Genomic DNA, 16,470 nt, shown 5'->3' with positions numbered 1-16,470 from the left:
CTCTACGAGTTAGTCGTGAGCGGGCTGTCTGGCTCGTCTGACGTGGAGATAGGGACATGCAATGCCCCCAGCGCGGGAGCTAACTCATTGCGGTGATTGGGAGTGAATTTATTGCTCAGGTTGGGGATTAATTCCCACAGCAAACTGTGCATGTGATCGCCCGCCCTGACCGGATCAATCCAGTGAGCAGGGACTTGAGCAGTAGCGGCTTTTTTGTACGCGACCGCTTGTGGAATCTGGGTGGCCAGCACAGTGACACGCCCGCTCATTTCAATGAACTGATTGCGGATTAGGCTGGACATAGTGCGGCTATCGACCGTGTTCTCGCTACGGTTAATCACGCACTGAATGGCGGGCACTTTGTAGCCCAGGTTGGAGGCAGATTCGTGGCGGGCCACAAGTTTGATCGTACCGTCAACAAACTCACGGGCCGACAGAACATCGGGGGCTACAGGAGCGAGAAGCACATCCGCTGCATTGACGGCGGCGTCTTGTAGGTGGCCTACTGCCCCTTGGGTATCGATGATGCAGACGTCGTACTGAGCACGGATATCCGGGTTACTCAGGGCCATCCGAATACGTACCAGGCGATCAAGCTGATTGGACAACCAGATTTGAAGGGGGCTGTCGTCACGCTGAGTGTCGGAGCACACGATATGCAAGAAACCGCCCTGCACGTTCAAACTTGAACGGTCGCCCTCGAATTCGGCAGGTGGAAATTCGACGTGACTAATGCAGTCCGTGGTGAGTGCTCCTGACATCACCATTTGCGTTAAGCCATAAGGGGCTTGATGAGCCAGTTTGTAATAGCGAGTCAGAGATGGCTGAATATCCGCATCAATTAAAAGAACGCGATATCCGAAATCAGCAAGCAATCCACCTAAATTGGCAGTTAATGTAGTTTTGCCAACACCACCTTTAGTGGCAACAGTTGTGAACGTAAGCATTTTAAAAACCTCGTTGAAAAAGCAACGAGTTTTCTGCTTAAATTACTGTATAAAAAATACTAATAAACAGGTGGACTTAACATAAAGCGACATTATGCGATGCCTATAATCATCCAGAACATCGTATTTCAAGGCCCCAAACCTCGTTACCCACAATGGCTACTTGCCACCGCTCGCATCCAGGAATGTTCCCGTGATAAAGGACGCCTCAGAGCTGGCTAGCCATAAAATTGCACGCGCCACTTCCTCTGCTTGGCCACCACGGCCCATCGGGATGCTGTCCTTTAATCGGTCTACACGGTCTGGCTCGCCGCCACTGGCATGCATCTCGGTATAAATATGCCCAGGCCGAACACAATTAACACGAATCCCTTCTCGGGCCACCTCTTTAGCAAAACCTGTTGTGAAAGTCTCCAGAGCTCCTTTCGAAGCGGCGTAATCCACGTATTCGTTTGGACTGCCAAGCTTGGCCGCTATCGAGGAAACATTGATGACAGAACCGCCTTTCCCACCATAGCGATAAGCCATGCGTTTGGCCGCCTGTTGCGCACAAAGCATGGGACCAATCGTGTTGACCGCAAAAGTGTGTTGTATACGCTCGAAGCTGAGATCTTCCAGACGAGACTGCTGAAACAACACGCCTGCGTTATTCACCAGGACGTCTATCCGCCCAAACCTTTGGTCGATCTGCTCAAAGAGCCGGCTTATCTGCTCAGGGTCTGCGCAATCTGCCTTGACAGCAAGAGCTTGCCGACCTGCCACCTCTATTGCACTGCCCACCGCCAAGGCATCTGATTCGCGCGCAACATAGCTAAGGACAACGTTATAGCCCTGTTGTGCAGCCAGGAGCGCCGTTGCCGCTCCTATGCCACGACTCCCGCCGGTAATCAAAATAACTGGATAATCTGACGCCAAACCCATTAGCCTATCTCCAACGTACTGTTTGAAGGCATGATAAGGCGAAAAACCAGGTTGGACGTAAAACCGATGCGCATCGGCTCCGGCCCCCATCCGAAGGTATTGCGTATAAAGGTCGGAGCAATTCCGACCTGTCTGTCTCAAGGCGCCAGGGACAAAGCCTGTCTCGTATTCATGGGAGTATCGGGGTTTGTGATACCAAGCGCCGGATTCAGTACGGGATTACCGACCGGCAAATGACCCTTGAATTTAAAAGACTGCAAATTGGCTAAAGAGATAGCCAGCTTGGCGTTGATAAAGTTGAAGGGAACGATGATTTCCAGTTCCGTGCTCGTATGCGGCCCCCGATAGAGATACCCCTGTAATCCCAGCGTTTCAATCAGCGGTTTGCTCTCAGGGATTTGAACCCCTATGTCGCTCAATGCTTTCCTGACCAGCCTGGCTTTTTCTTTTTGTGGAACATTAGGATCCGCTATTTCGCTGCCAGTAATGTCAACGAACTGGGTTTTCCTGCCCTTGCCGTCAAAATTTTTAACGGTAGACGCTTCAATATAGATCAGGTTGATATAGGCATCGCCCGTACCGTTTCCAGGTAGAGAATCCGGCAGATAACCTTCCGCGGTAGCCCGGTCTTCGGCGATATAAAGCCCTGCCCAATCGTCTTTTTTCCCTTCGGGATAAGATTTTATGATTTCTCGGTGGTTCAGGCTCTTGGCAGTAATACCAGAGGATTTGTAGCCAAGAAATACGCATGTGGGCCCTGGCTGTATGGCAATACTCGTTATTTTCGCTTTAACGGCCATCTCAATATCTCCCTATCAAGGATATCCAATACAATATTAATGGCCCCGATATTTATATTTTTTTTATTATTAATAAAATCAAATAAACACCACAGCAAAGATATATTAACCAGACAAAACCCGTCAACCAATCATGGCGACTAACTAAAATTATTTATTCCATATAATCAGCCAGTTAAGGAACTAACTTTAATCTATCAGCAAGCGTATTAATTTTACCCCTTCACTTTCAGAGAAAAAAATCTTTACAGATTTTTAATCCAGACTCATCTGCAAACAGAGCCGCTTTAGCAGCAAAAAAATGTGATCTGTATTCGATCAATGGAATCGCGTAGCGTTTATCAATAATGCTCTTGCTACATCCAATATTCGACAGAGGGCTTCCAAAAGCACAGAGCACAGAGCACAGAGCACAGAGCACAACATTCAGCCTATGCGGCTTTTTATAGTTATTTTTTGCACCGCGTCAGGGCTGATTACTCAAGAGAAAACCGTCTTACAGAGTTAGCTTGAAACCCTTGTGACTGGCCGTGAAACCCAGTTGCTCATAAAACCGATGAGCATCCGTTCTAGCCCTATCCGAGGTCAGCTGCACAATGCGGCATTGACGCTGACGGCATTGCTCGACCGCCCACTGAATCATCAAACGGCCCAATCCGCAGCCACGCGCCGAGCTGGCGATGCGTACGGACTCAATTTCCCCACGCCAGGCACCTTGATGCGACAAGCCGGGCATATAGCTGATCTGCAAGGTTCCGACCACAGCGCCATTCAGCTCTACAACGGCCAGATACTGGTTTGGATCCGCTTCTATCGCTGCAAAGGCATCCAGATAGGACTGCGCCAGGGGCAGACTGGTATCTTCACGCTCATGGCCCAAAATATCGTCGGCCAACATGGCCACGATCGCTTCCAGATCAGCTGCTACAGCACGACGAAAAACAGGGGTAGACGTCAATTCAAACTCCTCATCAAGAAATAGACGGAATGGACTTGAAATTATGCCTCCTGAAGCTGACCAATCCGTGACTAGCCCTTCATTACGGCTGCGTATTCTCTGTAATTGCTGGCTTATCAGGCGTTCTCTGTGCATCCAACCAAGCCAGCCAGGAAGCTTGCAGGCGCCATGCACTGGCAGCACCGGGAGCGTAGCCCATGATTTCCTCGATTTCTGGCAGAGAAAAACCACGCTCGATCAAACCTGCACCAAAGGTATTACGCAAACGCTGTGGCGTCATCAACAGATCCATCTGCTTGATTCCCCATTTGCTGACGATACGAGCCAGCGTGGCAGGATTCATCTGTGCCTGGGGACGCGCAGCGCTGATCTGACGGCTACCAGGAAAGACCCGGCTATCTTTTACCCAAGCGGAAGCATCTTCGGCTCCGCTAAAGATCAACCAGCTACGCAAAATGCCTTCGCACCAGACAGGCACAACAACGTCGCGTTTTGCCGCGCCAGCAAGCCTGAGCAGAAGAGTGCCATCCCGCCAAAGAGCTGTCTCCTCGTGATCTGAGTCGTCTGTTTCTGAAGACTCTGCAGTGCGTTTGGCTACGCCTACCGCGCAAGGGTGCAACTGCCCCAACTCCACCGGGCGCAAGCCTGTGCCCAGCATCACAGCCACAATCGTCATATCCCGATATTCACGCCAACGGGCAGCAATGGTCATATCACTGGTCAACTCCAGGACACGCAGGCGGGTATTCAAGGCTTTGATGGTGGCAGAGCATTGATCGACAGAAAGAAACTGGGTGGCCTGGTTGTCAGGCGCCTGACGCCAGCTTTCCTTGAAAGGATCATTGATGGCGGGGGCCAGTGCGGGGTTTTCCGAGCGGCCATCCTGGCGGCAGAGCTCTTCATAAGCACGGGCAATGACTTGTTGATAGCGCTCACGCTGCGGACGGCGCACTTCGTCCAGATTGCTCAAAAAGTCCCGTATATCCACAGGCTTGATCTGGGTGTACTGCTTTTTGTGATCTTGCAGCGCCTGCAAGAAGCGTCGCCACAAGGTGCGATAAACCCGCTGCGTGCTGGGCGCCATGGGCGGGCGTTGATGCTGCAACCACGTGTCAAACAAGGCTTCCGCCGAGATATCGGCGGCCTGCGAGCCCAAAATGGGCAGGTCAAACTGCCCTTCTTCTCTTGTAGACCGTTTTTTCATTGCCTATTTATCTTTTCCGTTAATTGCATTTTTATAATAAAACCTTACGGTGGATTGATGCAACTTCGTCTTATCAGACAATGGAATGTATTTTCTTCCATTTCCGCAGTCGGATCCGAGCATTCGCATAAGGTGAGGCCGTATTGAACTGAATCATGCGCCCTAGAGAATACTTCTTGTACCAAGGCGCTCCATACAGATCACCATCTGTACTTTGCTCGACCAAGGCAACAATACGAGCTTGCGCCTCCTCCAGGCGATTTAATAAGTCCGAGTACGACACATTGGCAAAGTCGGCATAGAACTTCTGTGCCAGACGCCCGAGCTCGTTCCATTTAAAACCGGTTTCAGGGAAATCTACCGGCAAACCTTTGGCCTTGGCCTGGCTCCACTTCAAAACCAGTTCGTTCCATCCGATCAAATAAGCGACCAGATCAGCCACACTCATTTGCGTCCCCTTGGTATGACCTTCCAGGTCTTTTTCACGAGCCCGCGTAATGGGAACAGTAGCCAGATCTGCAGCCAACTTTTGATAATTGCTGCAAATGGCCACTAATAAATCGTGTTTGTTTTGAGGCACAGCCATATGATTGCTCCTCTTGCTCAAGACCGAACCACACCGTACTGCCCCACCTTTTTCATGCAGCCGTGTGGCATCACTTAACGATAAAGGTTCTGATGAACCCAGCCCTTATTGGTCAGAATCATTCGTGCCTGTCCCTCGACTTCCTGGGCCGTCAACGCGCGCAGATCCTCGTAGCTATCCTGAACCGCGCTATCTTTGATCCAGCCTGCCGCATCGGCCAGATGATAGACATAGCTCACCTGACTGACGGTAAACCCGTCTGCGCTGGCCGGTTCGGTAAAGTAGTTGATACGGTCCAGAACCAGGCGGCCTGTACAAAATGCATCATGCTCGCCCTGCGACTGTTCGGAGCTGGAACGACGCAAATAGGTGTCTGCATTGGCATCCAGCTCGTAGCGCGGTGCCTCTTCCTTTCCTACCTGACGCAACAAACCTACCTTGGCCAAGGCAGCCAGACGAGCTCGATCTTCCACAATCAAGGGGGAATCGTGCTCGGCCTGATAGGGATACACACGTCCAGGCACTCCTACACACAAGCCGTCTCGCGTATCCAGATAGCTCTGGATTGCCGTGCTGAAATTTTCCTCATTGGCCTTTTTCGAGTCCTGGCATCCTGCCAACAAACCGGCTACCACGACGACCAACGCTGTTTTCCACATAGAGACTTCCTTGCTTGCGAGCTGAAAAAAGGAGTTTAGCCCGCCCCCACCCCACCCTGAAAGCCTTGTCACACGCTGCAAGAAAATAGTCATCTTGCAAGAGTGCACGACCAATACCCCTCAATATTGCATTACTGCATTGCAAAATCTGGTCTTTTACGATGCTTACAAACAGGTTAAAGTTTCTTGGCTTCGTAAATGAAAGGCATTATCAATGAGCATCACCCCTGTTCCAGTGAATCGCCAACGCTACACCCGAGTCGCACGCATCTTGCATTGGCTGATGGCACTGGCCCTGACCGCACTGGTGACCGTGGGCTACACCATGAAAACCTTGCCCCTGTCCCCTCTGAAACTGCAAGTCTATTCCTGGCATAAGTGGGCCGGCATCTCCTTGCTGGTACTGGTGATCCTGCGCCTGCTCTGGCGTTTGTTCAACCGCCCCCCTGCTCTACCCGCCGGCATGTCAAGCTTCAGTCGAGTTCTGGCCCACTGTGGCCATGCTGCTTTGTACTTGTTGATGATCGGCATCCCTTTGACGGGCTGGTTGATGAGCTCAGCCAAAGGCTTCCAGACAGTGTGGTTTGGCGTGATCCCCCTGCCCGACCTGGTTTCCAAAGATAAACCTTTGGGCGAGCTGCTGGTCCAAGTCCACATCTTTTTGAATTACGCCCTGATTGCCATGGTCAGCCTGCATATTCTGGCGGCCTTGAAGCATCAGTTTATAGACCGTGACGGCTTGCTTGGCCGCATCACCTTTACTTTAGGCAAAGCCAAATCATGAAAAAATCTGTCTTCGTGTCCCTGCTGATCGGCTCTCTGGGCCTAGGCGCCAGCCTGTCGGCCAACGCCAAAAACTACCAGGCTCTGGACACCCAAAATAGCGAAATCGGCTTTCAGTATTCCCAGATGGGCGTGAAGCTGGATGGTCAGTTCCGTAAATTTGAAGGCGAACTGAACTTCAACCCCGACGCCCTGGATCAGTCCAAGGTGGTCTTGAAGGTCGCCCTGGATAGCGTTGATACCGGCTCAGAAGAAGCCGACGATGAATTGCAAGACGTGCGCTGGTTCGATATTGACGCGCATCCCCAAGCCGTTTTCAACTCCAAGAGTTTCCGCGCTGTCAGCGACCAGCAATATGAAGTGCAAGGCACGCTGCAGATCAAAGGCCGTGAGCAACCCGTCACTGTCATGGCGACCATGGCTCCCGAAGGCGACAAAGCCACTTTTAGCGGTGCCTTTGAAATCAAGCGTGGCGATTTTTCCATCGGTGAAGGCTCCTGGTCCAGCTACGACATCGTGGCCAACGAGATCACCGTCAACTTCAAGATTGATGCGAAGTAAGCAGACGCATCAGCGCCCCCTCCCTCTCCCTGCATAACAAGGATTACACCCTCATGATCAAGCCAGTGATTGCCCTGTCCGCCAGTTTTCTGTTTGCTTTTGCCGCTCAGGCAGCGCCGGTGACCTATCAGGTTGAACCCAGCCACACCTTCGTACACTTCAGCTACAAGCACTTGGGCCTGAGCACGCAAAGCCAGCGCTTTGACAAGGCACAAGGCACCGTTACCCTGGACCAGGAAGCCAAGACCGGCAGCATCGACATGAAAGTCGACACCCGTTCGGTCAGCACCGGCTTTCCCCTGTTCAACGAACACATCCAGGGCAAGGATCACTTCGACACCGAGCAGTTCCCCGAAGCAACTTTTGTGTCCAAGGACATTCAGTTCGACGGTGACAAGCCTGTGTCCGCCAAGGGAGATCTGACCATCAAGGGCATTACCAAACCCGTGACCATGACCATCGAGTCCTTCCTGACCATGCCCAAGCACCCCATGATGAACAAACCCGCTCTGGGCGCGGACGGCAAGATTGAGATCAAGCGTAGCGAGTTTGGCATGGCTGCCAACGTGCCTTACGTGGGCGACGAAGTCACTATCCGCATTGCGCTGGAAGCCATTGCCCAGTAATAGCGAAGCACTCGCTACTCAGGAAGTCTGTTTAAAGGATTTCCTGAACCACTTCCAGGGGACGCGCCAGACGCGTCCCTTTTTCTGTCACCACGATAGGACGGTTCAACAAAACAGGATTGGCTTCAATCGCTGCCAGCAAGTCCTCGTCGCTCAGATCGGGATTGCCCAGGTTCAGCTCGCTGTAAACAGCCTCTTTGCTGCGCATGGCCTCGCGTACCGTCAAGCCCGTTGCCGCAATCAGCGCTTTGAGTTCACTGCGTGACAAAGGTGTTTTCAGGTACTCGATGATCTCGGGTTCCAGACCTTTTTCACGCATCATGGCCAGGGCATTACGCGAAGTGCTGCAGCGCGGATTATGATAGATTTTGCTCATGACAGTCTTTGACTTCCTATAAACCGTATTCAGGCGAACAATAGTAGCCCAGCGCCGCCGGATACGTCATCTGGGTAGCTTGCTGCAGACAGGCCAGCGTCTTCACTTAGCCAGGAGAACACATGATCGACCTGTATTACTGGACCACTCCCAACGGACATAAAATCACGATGTTTCTGGAAGAGTCCGGTCTGCCATACACCATCCACCCCATCAATATTGGCCAAGGCGATCAATTCAAACCTGAATTCCTGCGTATCGCCCCCAATAACCGCATTCCCGCCATTGTTGACCAGGCTCCGCAAGACGGTGGCGAACCTATCTCCCTGTTCGAGTCCGGCGCCATCCTGCAATATCTGGCAGAAAAAACCGGCCAGTTCCTGTCGACCGATTTGCGAGTGCGTACCGAAACCTTGCAGTGGCTGTACTGGCAAATGGGTGGCCTGGGCCCCATGGCAGGCCAGAACCACCATTTCAATGTCTATGCACCCGTCAAAATCGAGTACGCGATCGACCGCTATGTGCGTGAGACTGGCCGTCTCTACGGCGTGCTGAACAAACATCTGGAGCAGCGCGACTTTATTGCTGGGGACTACTCCATTGCCGATATGGCCAGCTACCCCTGGATTGTCTCCCACCAGCGTCAAAACCAGAATCTGGACGACTTCCCGCATCTGAAGCGTTGGTTTGAGCGTATTGGCGCGCGTCCCGCAACTGAGCGTGCCTATGCCTTGGTCGAACAGATCAACCCCGGCTCGCCCGTCCATGACGACAAGGCCCGTCAAATCCTCTTTGGCCAAGATTCTAAAACCATCCGATAGGACTACGATCCCATGACCTTACAGCGCCCCTATCAGCTGCTGCTTATTGGCCTGACAGCCATGGCTCTGTCTGCGTGTTCCAGCACGCCCAGCAATATCTCCCTGATTCCAACGCAAACCCAGGATCAGACTGAAAAAGATGGCGTTTTTACCCAGCCCTTGGACTACAAGCACGTCAAACCAGGCTGTACCGGTGAATGCCCGCGCCTGGAAGTGAAATCTCTGATTTTCCCCGGCAATGCCGAGCTGACCAAACTGGTCGATGAAAGCCTGGCTCATATGACGGTTATCTCTGACCGCCATCCTGGCTATCGCGGTTTGAAGGAATTCGAGAACTACTACTGGGCTACCGCCAATAATCGTGACGAAGTACATTTATCCGCCCGTACGCGCTACCGGAACCGGGATCTGACGGTCGTAGAGCTAAGCTCGGGTATCTACATGACAGGTGCGGCTCACGGCATTACAGCAACCCAGTTCATCAACTGGGACAATCGCCTGAAGACCGCTTTACCTCTGGACCGCATTATTGCCCCCGGCAAGATCAAGCCTTTCCAGGAACTGGTACGCCATGCGCACAACAACTGGGTTTCCAGCCTGAGTGAAGCACGTGAAGACCGAGCCGGTTGGGACAGAATGTGGCCCTTCCAGCCCGCCCAGAACATTGCTCTGACCGATCAGGGCTTGCTGGTGAAGTACAACCCGTACGAGGTCGCCCCGTATTCCTTCGGTCAGCCAGAGTTACTGCTGCCCTACTCGGAACTGCGTGGCATTCTGCGTCCTGACTACCTGCCCGCCAATTAAGCGTTTGGGTCACCGTAAATAGACAGGCAGCGTATATCAGGCTGCCTGTTAATAAAAACAGTGTTTTTTTGTGCGCTACTCAAAGCCCGGAGCCTTTAGCCATACATGCTGGAGCCACGCCCGTCCTTAGCGTCCGATCATCCCCTCTTCCAAGCTCCCCTACCACCATGTCTGATAACTTGTTCCGCTTTCACGACCTGTTTGCTCAACTGGGTCTGCCCAACACCCCCGAGGCGATTGCCAGCTTTCTGGAAAAACACCGCCCTTTGCCTAATGACGTGCTGCTGGCTGACGCTCCCTTCTGGAACGAGTCTCAAGCCGAATTCATTCGGGAAAAACGACTCCAAGATTCCCCGGAATGGATCCAGATCATTGACCAGTTAAGCGAGGCCCTGCGTCAAACGACTGGCGTGGTGAACCTGTCCGGCCCTTGCCGCGTTCTGGCTTTATCAGGCAGCCTGCGCCAAAGCTCCTTCAACACCGCTTTGGCACACGCCGCTCAAGCCCTGGCTCCCCAAGGCATGGCGATTGAAGTCGCCACCCTACACGGCATCCCCCTGTATGACGGCGATGTTGAGAGCAAGGAAGGCATTCCAGAAGCCGTACTGGCCTTGAAAGAAAAGATCCTGAACGCCGATGCTCTCTTGCTGGTTACCCCGGAATACAACAATGGCGTACCCGGCGTATTCAAGAACGGGATCGACTGGCTGTCCCGCACGGACATGAAGGCCATCTTCTCGAGCCGTATTACCGGGCTGATTGGCGCTTCCATGGGGGGCTTTGGCACGATCTCCTCCCAGGCAGCCTGGTTACCTACGCTGAAAATGCTGGGCGTGTCCCTGTACAGCGGCGGCTCGTTGCTGGTGTCTCGTGCGCAGAATTCCTTTGATGCGGAAGGCAAACTGCAAGATGAGAATATCCAGAAAATGCTCAGCAACTACCTTCAAGGTTTCCAGACATTTGTGCATGCCTCCCATATGGCCAAGGCGCAAGAAAAGGGCAATTAAGCGGCAATAGATAAAAAGGGTTTTGGTTTCCTGCCTATAGAGATACTGAGTCAGCACAGCTGCAAACGCAGTGCATGACGTCAGTATCACTACAACCATTCCCGATTATTGCCGTAACAAAAAAGGAGCCCTCAAGGCTCCTTTTTACATCCCGCCCCCAGACTTAAGGCTGTACAGGCTTGTCGAAACGATCCAGGTCAAAATAGCGACTGGTACTGCTGGACGAAGCAGGTTTCGAACTGGAGCTGTCTGCTGCAGGAGCCGGCTCGGGCTCTACCGTCACCGTTTGCACCCGATTCAAATCAGGCTGCTCTACCCGCTCTGGCACACCATAAGTCTCTACCGCTCCACCGGAGTAAGTCCCCGCTGCGGCTGGTGCAGCGGCCGCTTTACGAGCGACAGCTTGATCCAGATAACTGGCCAATTGTTCATGATTGGCCGAACGAGCCCAGTCTGCCGGACTCAGGCCTTGGGCATTTTGCATACTCGGATCAGCACCCGCTGCCAATAACACATCGACTACAGCCCGTTTGCCCGACAAGGCAGCCATCATCAAGGGGCTGGTCCCGTCTGGTGCAGGTGCATTCACAATCGCTTTCTGAGACAGCAGATAGCGCACCGTCTCTTCATGTCCTTTGGAAGCGGCATAGTGCAAAGGTGACCAGCCCACCCGATTCACCTGCCCCCCTCGTGCTTGCAGATCACGCAAACGAGCGGTCTCCCCCATCAGGGCCAGATACATCATGGGAGTTTCGCGGGCCTCGTTCTCGATGTTTACATTGGTTTGACGGTTAGCCAGCAAAGTGTCCACCACTTTCCAGGACTTGTTGCGGATCGCCAGCATCAAGGAAGGATTGCCCTTGGAATCGACTGCGTTGGGGTTCGCCCCTTTGATGAACTCCTGCTCGATGATGTTGGGTCGGTCATTTTCCAGCGCCAAATACCAATTTCGGCTTTCAAGCTCTGGTTCCTGCGCCGACACAGGGGCTGACAGCAGAAAGGCCAAAGGAAGCACCATGGAAAGGATGGTTTTATTGGGTATTTTTCTTTTAAAAATCATGCTATTAAATCCTTTTCATAAAGTGCTTTATCAGGTTATGAAAGTACAGATAGATGCCGCTTCAAGCGTTGCTCCTTACTATCCAAGCAGGGAGCATTTATCTATAAAAAAGTTTAAGAATCATCAACAAACCATTGATTATTAACGAAAATTTAGCTTTTTCAGTGCATCCCCACTAAGCCCGAAAAGCAAAGAAAATCACGAAAATTTCCATTTTTAATCTAAAAATCAACCAGTTAAACTATTTTCTTAAAGTTTTAAATCAGCTTTAAGCCACCTCCGCTCAAAATCCTGTACCTTGGCTCAAACAGTCACAAAAGCCTCATCAAAATCTCTAAACCAGATTAACTTAAAGCTGTACCTTACTGAATAATTTGAAAAAATTCTCTGTACTAGCCTCTTCCACTTCCTTCACCGAGATCCCACGAAGCTCCGCAATCTTCTCGGCCACATGAATGACCAGGGAAGGATCATTGGTTTTGCCTCGATATGGCACAGGAGCCAAAAATGGCGAGTCCGTTTCGATCAACAAACGATCCAGCGGCACGCGTTGCGCCACATCCTGCAGTTGGGTAGCGTTCTTGAAGGTCACAATCCCGGAGAAGGAAATGTAGAAATTCAGATCCAAGGCCGCTTGTGCCACTTCCCAGGTTTCAGTGAAACAGTGCATCACGCCCCCGGCAATCTGCGCCTGCTCTTCGCGCATGATGGCAATGGTGTCTTCACTGGCCGAGCGAGTATGGATGATCAAGGGCAGGCCCGACTCGCGACTGGCACGGATATGGGTGCGGAAACGCTCACGCTGCCAATCCAGGGGCTCTTGCAAGCGGTAATAGTCCAGACCCGTTTCGCCAATAGCCACCACTTTGGGATCTTGAGCATGTTTGATCAGCTCCTGGACGGTAGGCTCGGTGACTTTCTCATAATCCGGATGTACGCCAACCGAGGCAAACAAATGGCCGTGGGGACGCACCAGCTCCATCAAACCGGGCCAGTCGTCCATATCCACGCTGACCACCAGCGCACAGCCCACCTGGTTCTGGCGCATCTTGTCCAGGATGTCGTCCAGATTTTCAGCAAGTTCAGGGAAATTAAGATGGCAATGCGAATCAACAAACATGATTAGACGGTACTTTTTTAAACACGACGACATGCCTGGTGCAAACGGTCCAGGGCATGATGAATAAACAATTTAGCATTGAGCGGATGATTCCCCAGCCGCTTTTGCTGCACCAGCCACTTCAGGGCTTCCGTCACCGCTGTGGTGTTGGATTGGGCTGCCAAGGCATCAATGCGCTTTTGCAGGGAAGGATAGTAACGCGCCGGTTGAGCAAAGCCACCCAGCTGAATATCGACAAACAAGCGTTGCCAATGATCAATCCACTCTTGGGCGGGCAGTTTTTCCAGCGTATCGGCCAAGGACAAATCCGCCTCACGACCTGCTTTCAATACCCCATCCATCCAGACGCTTAACCAATCTGGGCACGGTGCATTCATATCCTGGCTGGCGCTTAACGCTTTTAGTGGAGCACCACCCCAGGCAGCCAACCAGTCCGAGGCTTGATCCGCCCCTTGTTGCTCCAGCCATTGCACCGATTGCTGAGCATCAGGTGCGGGCAAAGGCAAACGGCGGCAACGCGATACCAGTGTAGGCAACAGCCGATCTGGCGCATCGGCTACCAGCAGAAAAACTGTGCGGTCCGCAGGTTCTTCCAGCACCTTCAGCAAGGCATTGGCCGATACCAGATTCAGAGCCTGAGCCGGATAAAGCACCGCCACTCGCCACCCGCCTCTATGAGTGGCCGTATTGAACCAGTGCTGCAACTGGCGTAATTGCTCCACCCGGATTTCCCGGGAAGGATTTTTACGGGCAGCCGAGTCTTTGGCCAAGTCCCCTTCCTGGGTGTCTGGCCCCTGCTCTTCCAGCGCAACCGCATCCGGGCGCAGCAGGCGCAAGTCCGGGTGATTTCCCCCCCGCACCCACTGACAGGCCTGACAGTGGCCACAAGCCAGACCCTGCACCGGCTGGTCGCACAATAAACTGGCGGCGGCCGCACGGGCGAATCGCGTCTTGCCGATGCCCGGCAGACCGTGGATCAGCCAGGCATGGGCAAAACGCTCCTGATTGCCCAGCCAATTTTGGGCGGTCGCGATTTGCCAAGGTAGAAAAGTCAAACTATCAGACACCGTATTGCCTCAAGGTTGCACATCAAAAGGCCTGATTCACGCAGGAAAGACCAGGCAATCGCCCCCGCTTGAACAGCTCAGCGCACATTGTAATATGAACCGGTAAAATGCCTGCTCCACTACCAAGGATGATGAAGTGAGCTTATTGATCGGGCTGGCCGCCAAAGCGCGTTCAGGCAAAGATACCGTCGCCAATCTACTACTGGCACAAAACCCTTTATTGGCCGCTTATGCCCTGGCCGACCCCGTGAAAATGGGCTGTGAAGTGCTGTTTGGCCTAAGTCCAGCCCAAGCCTGGACAGACGACAGCCTGAAAGAAGTGCCTATTGCCCTGTGGCAGCGCTCCCCCAGACAGTGTTTCCAGCTACTGGGAACGGACTGGATGCGCCAGCGCGATCCCGATCATTGGCTACGCCGCGCCCAACATGTGCTGGAGTTTGGACCGGGCTCCCCCCTTGCCAGGAGCATTCAGGACTACTCGGTCTGGGCGCTGGCTCTGGTCGCGATTTACGGCATGGTGCCTGAGCACCTGGATGATGAGCGGGCGGATCATGTGGATGCCTTTTGGGGTTTGAGTCCGCGTCAGGCGGCCGAACATCTACGCAATCAGGTTCTGGCCGAATACCCGGATTACGAGCAGCGTCGCCAAACCTTGCCCCTGTTCCTGCCCAGCCACCAGCTTCCTGATATGAGTCAGGCCCGTTGTCTGCTGATTAAAGACATTCGTTACGAAAACGAGGCCAATTTCATCCGTGAACATGGTGGGGAAATCTGGCATATCGAACGCCCTGGCAATCCAGTGATCAGCCAGCACTCTTCCGAATGGGGTGTAGAACGCGCCCCCCAGGACTATCTGATTCGCAATGACGCAGGCCTGGAAGAACTGGCCAGCAAGGTCCATGATTTGTGGACGGGTTTCACGCAACGGCATGGCTTGAAGCTTTGACTCCCTGGCCTTGGATAGCGCTCAGCCGTCCAAGTGTCACCAAACCGCCCCCAAAAAGCATTCAGGCTCCTGATAGGGCCTGAATGCTTTAGCGTTTCAGAATATATTTGGTGACGGCCCGGTTATGTGCAGCCAGATTCGTCGAGAACTCGCTGGTTCCATCGCCACGCGATACAAAATAATAGAAATCATGCTTTTCGGGATGCAAAGTCGCCATCAAGGAAGCCTTGCCAGGACTGGCTATCGGCGTGGGAGGCAATCCATTGCGCGTGTACGTGTTCCAGGGGGTATCCGTCGTCAAATCGCGCTTGCGAATACGGCCGTCATAGGCTGAACCCATGCCGTAAATAACAGTCGGGTCTGTCTGCAATGGCATGCCTACGCGCAAACGGTTCATGAACACCCCGGCCACACGCGCTCGATCCTGACTGTGGCCTGTCTCACGCTCCACGATAGAAGCCATGATCAAGGCCTCGTATGGCGTCTTCAAGGGCAAATCCGCATCCCGGTCCGCCCATAGCTGTTCCAGCAGTTCCTGCTGAGCCTGAAACCCGCGCCGCAGGATATCCACATCTGCCGTACCCGGTACAAAAACATAGGTATCGGGATAGAACAGACCTTCAGGATGTACAGCGTCCAAGCCAAAACGCTGCAGCAAGTCTGTATCACTGACATCACTCAAGGTTTGGCGAACCTGGGGATTGCTCGCCAACGTCTCGCGAATGCGTTGATAGGTCCAGCCTTCAGGAATGGTCAGGCGGGTTTGCAGCATATTGCCGCTGGACATGCGCTCCATCACCATCCATGGCGTATCACCACGCACGGCCTCGTAGGCCCCCGCTTGCAAGGAGGTATCCAGGCCAGAGAGACGCGCCATCCAGACAAAAGCATCTTCCTGGATATCGATCCCGGCCTGCTGCATGCTGCGTGCAATCGCACGGGGGCCAGAGCCTGCAGGCACCACATAGTCGATGCGTTCAGCACTCATCGTCACGGGCTGCTTCTTGGCCCAATACCAGGCGCCACCCGCTATCACACAGGCGACGACCACCAGAAGGCCCAGCAGGGCAGAGAAGATCTTGACAGTTTTTTTCATGCGAGCGCTATTGTAATCAGAATAAGGCGGCATATTCCTGAATATGTGTCACAGTCAAACACAGAAACCGGGGCAGGCCCGCGCTACCGGATTGCGCTATCCAGCTCATGCCCTGATCCCAGCGGGGA

The 16,470-nt window shown here is 53.1% G+C and carries 20 protein-coding genes; 8 read left to right on the top strand and 12 right to left on the bottom strand.

Translation table 11 applies throughout. The features are described from left to right. Positions 1-2: 2 nt before the first annotated feature. From N879_RS01705 to N879_RS01675, 7 genes are all read right to left on the bottom strand, one after another. Positions 3-947, bottom strand: coding sequence for a ParA family protein (locus N879_RS01705; RefSeq protein WP_080584942.1), 945 nt, complete (start codon positions 945-947; stop codon positions 3-5). 159 nt (positions 948-1,106) lie between these two features. Further along, positions 1,107-1,868, bottom strand: a complete 762-nt coding sequence (locus tag N879_RS01700; RefSeq protein ID WP_009454084.1) for a glucose 1-dehydrogenase — start codon at positions 1,866-1,868, stop codon at positions 1,107-1,109. Between the two features lie 137 nt (positions 1,869-2,005). Beyond that, on the bottom strand, positions 2,006-2,668 hold the full coding sequence (locus N879_RS01695) for a hypothetical protein (RefSeq protein WP_009454085.1): 663 nt from the start codon (positions 2,666-2,668) through the stop codon (positions 2,006-2,008). Between the two features lie 496 nt (positions 2,669-3,164). Next, positions 3,165-3,626 carry a GNAT family N-acetyltransferase gene (locus N879_RS01690; protein ID WP_009454086.1) on the bottom strand — a complete coding sequence of 154 codons (462 nt, stop codon included), beginning with the start codon at positions 3,624-3,626 and terminating at the stop codon, positions 3,165-3,167. Positions 3,627-3,708: 82 nt separating this feature from the next. Continuing rightward, positions 3,709-4,830, bottom strand: coding sequence for a site-specific integrase (locus N879_RS01685; RefSeq protein ID WP_009454087.1), 1,122 nt, complete (start codon positions 4,828-4,830; stop codon positions 3,709-3,711). A 73-nt stretch (positions 4,831-4,903) separates the two neighbouring features. Further along, a complete protein-coding gene (locus N879_RS01680; RefSeq protein ID WP_009454089.1) occupies positions 4,904-5,416 on the bottom strand; it encodes a ClbS/DfsB family four-helix bundle protein in 513 nt (170 codons plus the stop codon). A 74-nt stretch (positions 5,417-5,490) separates the two neighbouring features. Beyond that, positions 5,491-6,075: a hypothetical protein gene (locus N879_RS01675; protein ID WP_009454091.1), complete on the bottom strand. Its 585-nt coding sequence runs from the start codon at positions 6,073-6,075 to the stop codon at positions 5,491-5,493. A gap of 214 nt (positions 6,076-6,289) precedes the next feature. Here N879_RS01675 and N879_RS01670 point away from each other — a divergent pair, with 214 nt between their 5' ends. The 3 genes from N879_RS01670 to N879_RS01660 are packed head-to-tail and all read left to right on the top strand — an operon-like array spanning position 6,290 to position 8,045. After that, positions 6,290-6,859: a cytochrome b gene (locus N879_RS01670; protein ID WP_009454092.1), complete on the top strand. Its 570-nt coding sequence runs from the start codon at positions 6,290-6,292 to the stop codon at positions 6,857-6,859. Beyond that, entirely contained in the window at positions 6,856-7,419 is a 564-nt protein-coding gene (locus tag N879_RS01665; RefSeq protein WP_009454093.1) for a YceI family protein, read from the top strand. Before N879_RS01670 ends, N879_RS01665 begins: the two co-directional genes overlap by 4 nt. Before the next feature lie 53 nt (positions 7,420-7,472). After that, a complete protein-coding gene (locus N879_RS01660) occupies positions 7,473-8,045 on the top strand; it encodes a YceI family protein (RefSeq protein ID WP_009454094.1) in 573 nt (190 codons plus the stop codon). 31 nt (positions 8,046-8,076) lie between these two features. Here N879_RS01660 and arsC read toward each other — a convergent pair whose 3' ends face one another. Next, positions 8,077-8,421, bottom strand: a complete 345-nt coding sequence (gene arsC, locus N879_RS01655; RefSeq protein ID WP_009454095.1) for an arsenate reductase (glutaredoxin) — start codon at positions 8,419-8,421, stop codon at positions 8,077-8,079. A 122-nt stretch (positions 8,422-8,543) separates the two neighbouring features. On the opposite strand from arsC, the gene N879_RS01650 reads away from it, so the two are divergent. The 3 genes from N879_RS01650 (at position 8,544) to N879_RS01640 (ending at position 11,053) form a co-directional block, all read left to right on the top strand. After that, positions 8,544-9,242 carry a glutathione binding-like protein gene (locus tag N879_RS01650; protein ID WP_009454096.1) on the top strand — a complete coding sequence of 233 codons (699 nt, stop codon included), beginning with the start codon at positions 8,544-8,546 and terminating at the stop codon, positions 9,240-9,242. 12 nt (positions 9,243-9,254) lie between these two features. Continuing rightward, positions 9,255-10,046, top strand: a complete 792-nt coding sequence (locus tag N879_RS01645; RefSeq protein WP_009454108.1) for an RsiV family protein — start codon at positions 9,255-9,257, stop codon at positions 10,044-10,046. A gap of 167 nt (positions 10,047-10,213) precedes the next feature. Continuing rightward, complete coding sequence (locus tag N879_RS01640; protein ID WP_009454110.1) at positions 10,214-11,053, top strand: DUF2789 family protein; 840 nt, start codon at positions 10,214-10,216, stop codon at positions 11,051-11,053. A gap of 163 nt (positions 11,054-11,216) precedes the next feature. On the opposite strand, the gene N879_RS01635 is transcribed toward N879_RS01640, so the two are convergent. Then, complete coding sequence (locus N879_RS01635; RefSeq protein ID WP_021446566.1) at positions 11,217-12,071, bottom strand: ankyrin repeat domain-containing protein; 855 nt, start codon at positions 12,069-12,071, stop codon at positions 11,217-11,219. Between N879_RS01635 and N879_RS20255 the strand changes: the two genes are divergently transcribed. Continuing rightward, positions 12,070-12,258, top strand: coding sequence for a hypothetical protein (locus N879_RS20255; protein WP_021446565.1), 189 nt, complete (start codon positions 12,070-12,072; stop codon positions 12,256-12,258). The two genes, N879_RS01635 and N879_RS20255, sit on opposite strands and share 2 nt — an antisense overlap. 204 nt (positions 12,259-12,462) lie before the next feature. On the opposite strand, the gene N879_RS01630 is transcribed toward N879_RS20255, so the two are convergent. Beyond that, on the bottom strand, positions 12,463-13,233 hold the full coding sequence (locus tag N879_RS01630; protein ID WP_009454112.1) for a TatD family hydrolase: 771 nt from the start codon (positions 13,231-13,233) through the stop codon (positions 12,463-12,465). 17 nt (positions 13,234-13,250) lie between these two features. Continuing rightward, positions 13,251-14,288 (bottom strand): DNA polymerase III subunit delta', encoded by a 1,038-nt coding sequence (gene holB, locus N879_RS01625; RefSeq protein ID WP_009454113.1) that lies wholly within the window; start codon positions 14,286-14,288, stop codon positions 13,251-13,253. 148 nt (positions 14,289-14,436) lie between these two features. Between holB and N879_RS01620 the strand changes: the two genes are divergently transcribed. Next, the gene (locus tag N879_RS01620; protein ID WP_009454114.1) at positions 14,437-15,246 is read left to right on the top strand and encodes a deoxynucleotide monophosphate kinase; all 810 of its coding nucleotides are present in this window, start codon (positions 14,437-14,439) and stop codon (positions 15,244-15,246) included. Positions 15,247-15,334: 88 nt separating this feature from the next. On the opposite strand, the gene mltG is transcribed toward N879_RS01620, so the two are convergent. Beyond that, entirely contained in the window at positions 15,335-16,342 is a 1,008-nt protein-coding gene (mltG, locus tag N879_RS01615) for an endolytic transglycosylase MltG (RefSeq protein WP_009454115.1), read from the bottom strand. Positions 16,343-16,470: the final 128 nt, after the last annotated feature.

This window comes from Alcaligenes sp. EGD-AK7 (assembly GCF_000465875.3).
Taxonomy (GTDB): Bacteria; Pseudomonadota; Gammaproteobacteria; order Burkholderiales; family Burkholderiaceae_B; genus Alcaligenes; species Alcaligenes phenolicus.
Note: the sequence above shows the minus strand (reverse complement) of the source record. Positions and strands in the feature narration are given on the sequence as shown.

What these genes read in the sequence shown, in the direction of transcription:
- N879_RS01705 (WP_080584942.1), bottom strand. Translation starts at nt 947, where the DNA reads ATGCTTACGTTCACAACTGTTGCCACTAAAGGTGGTGTTGGCAAAACT.
- N879_RS01700 (WP_009454084.1), bottom strand. Translation starts at nt 1,868, where the DNA reads ATGGGTTTGGCGTCAGATTATCCAGTTATTTTGATTACCGGCGGGAGT.
- N879_RS01695 (WP_009454085.1), bottom strand. Translation starts at nt 2,668, where the DNA reads ATGGCCGTTAAAGCGAAAATAACGAGTATTGCCATACAGCCAGGGCCC.
- N879_RS01685 (WP_009454087.1), bottom strand. Translation starts at nt 4,830, where the DNA reads ATGAAAAAACGGTCTACAAGAGAAGAAGGGCAGTTTGACCTGCCCATT.
- N879_RS01680 (WP_009454089.1), bottom strand. Translation starts at nt 5,416, where the DNA reads ATGGCTGTGCCTCAAAACAAACACGATTTATTAGTGGCCATTTGCAGC.
- N879_RS01675 (WP_009454091.1), bottom strand. Translation starts at nt 6,075, where the DNA reads ATGTGGAAAACAGCGTTGGTCGTCGTGGTAGCCGGTTTGTTGGCAGGA.
- N879_RS01670 (WP_009454092.1), top strand. Translation starts at nt 6,290, where the DNA reads ATGAGCATCACCCCTGTTCCAGTGAATCGCCAACGCTACACCCGAGTC.
- N879_RS01665 (WP_009454093.1), top strand. Translation starts at nt 6,856, where the DNA reads ATGAAAAAATCTGTCTTCGTGTCCCTGCTGATCGGCTCTCTGGGCCTA.
- N879_RS01660 (WP_009454094.1), top strand. Translation starts at nt 7,473, where the DNA reads ATGATCAAGCCAGTGATTGCCCTGTCCGCCAGTTTTCTGTTTGCTTTT.
- arsC (WP_009454095.1), bottom strand. Translation starts at nt 8,421, where the DNA reads ATGAGCAAAATCTATCATAATCCGCGCTGCAGCACTTCGCGTAATGCC.
- N879_RS01650 (WP_009454096.1), top strand. Translation starts at nt 8,544, where the DNA reads ATGATCGACCTGTATTACTGGACCACTCCCAACGGACATAAAATCACG.
- N879_RS01645 (WP_009454108.1), top strand. Translation starts at nt 9,255, where the DNA reads ATGACCTTACAGCGCCCCTATCAGCTGCTGCTTATTGGCCTGACAGCC.
- N879_RS01640 (WP_009454110.1), top strand. Translation starts at nt 10,214, where the DNA reads ATGTCTGATAACTTGTTCCGCTTTCACGACCTGTTTGCTCAACTGGGT.
- N879_RS20255 (WP_021446565.1), top strand. Translation starts at nt 12,070, where the DNA reads ATGGAAAGGATGGTTTTATTGGGTATTTTTCTTTTAAAAATCATGCTA.
- N879_RS01635 (WP_021446566.1), bottom strand. Translation starts at nt 12,071, where the DNA reads ATGGTGCTTCCTTTGGCCTTTCTGCTGTCAGCCCCTGTGTCGGCGCAG.
- N879_RS01630 (WP_009454112.1), bottom strand. Translation starts at nt 13,233, where the DNA reads ATGTTTGTTGATTCGCATTGCCATCTTAATTTCCCTGAACTTGCTGAA.
- mltG (WP_009454115.1), bottom strand. Translation starts at nt 16,342, where the DNA reads ATGAAAAAAACTGTCAAGATCTTCTCTGCCCTGCTGGGCCTTCTGGTG.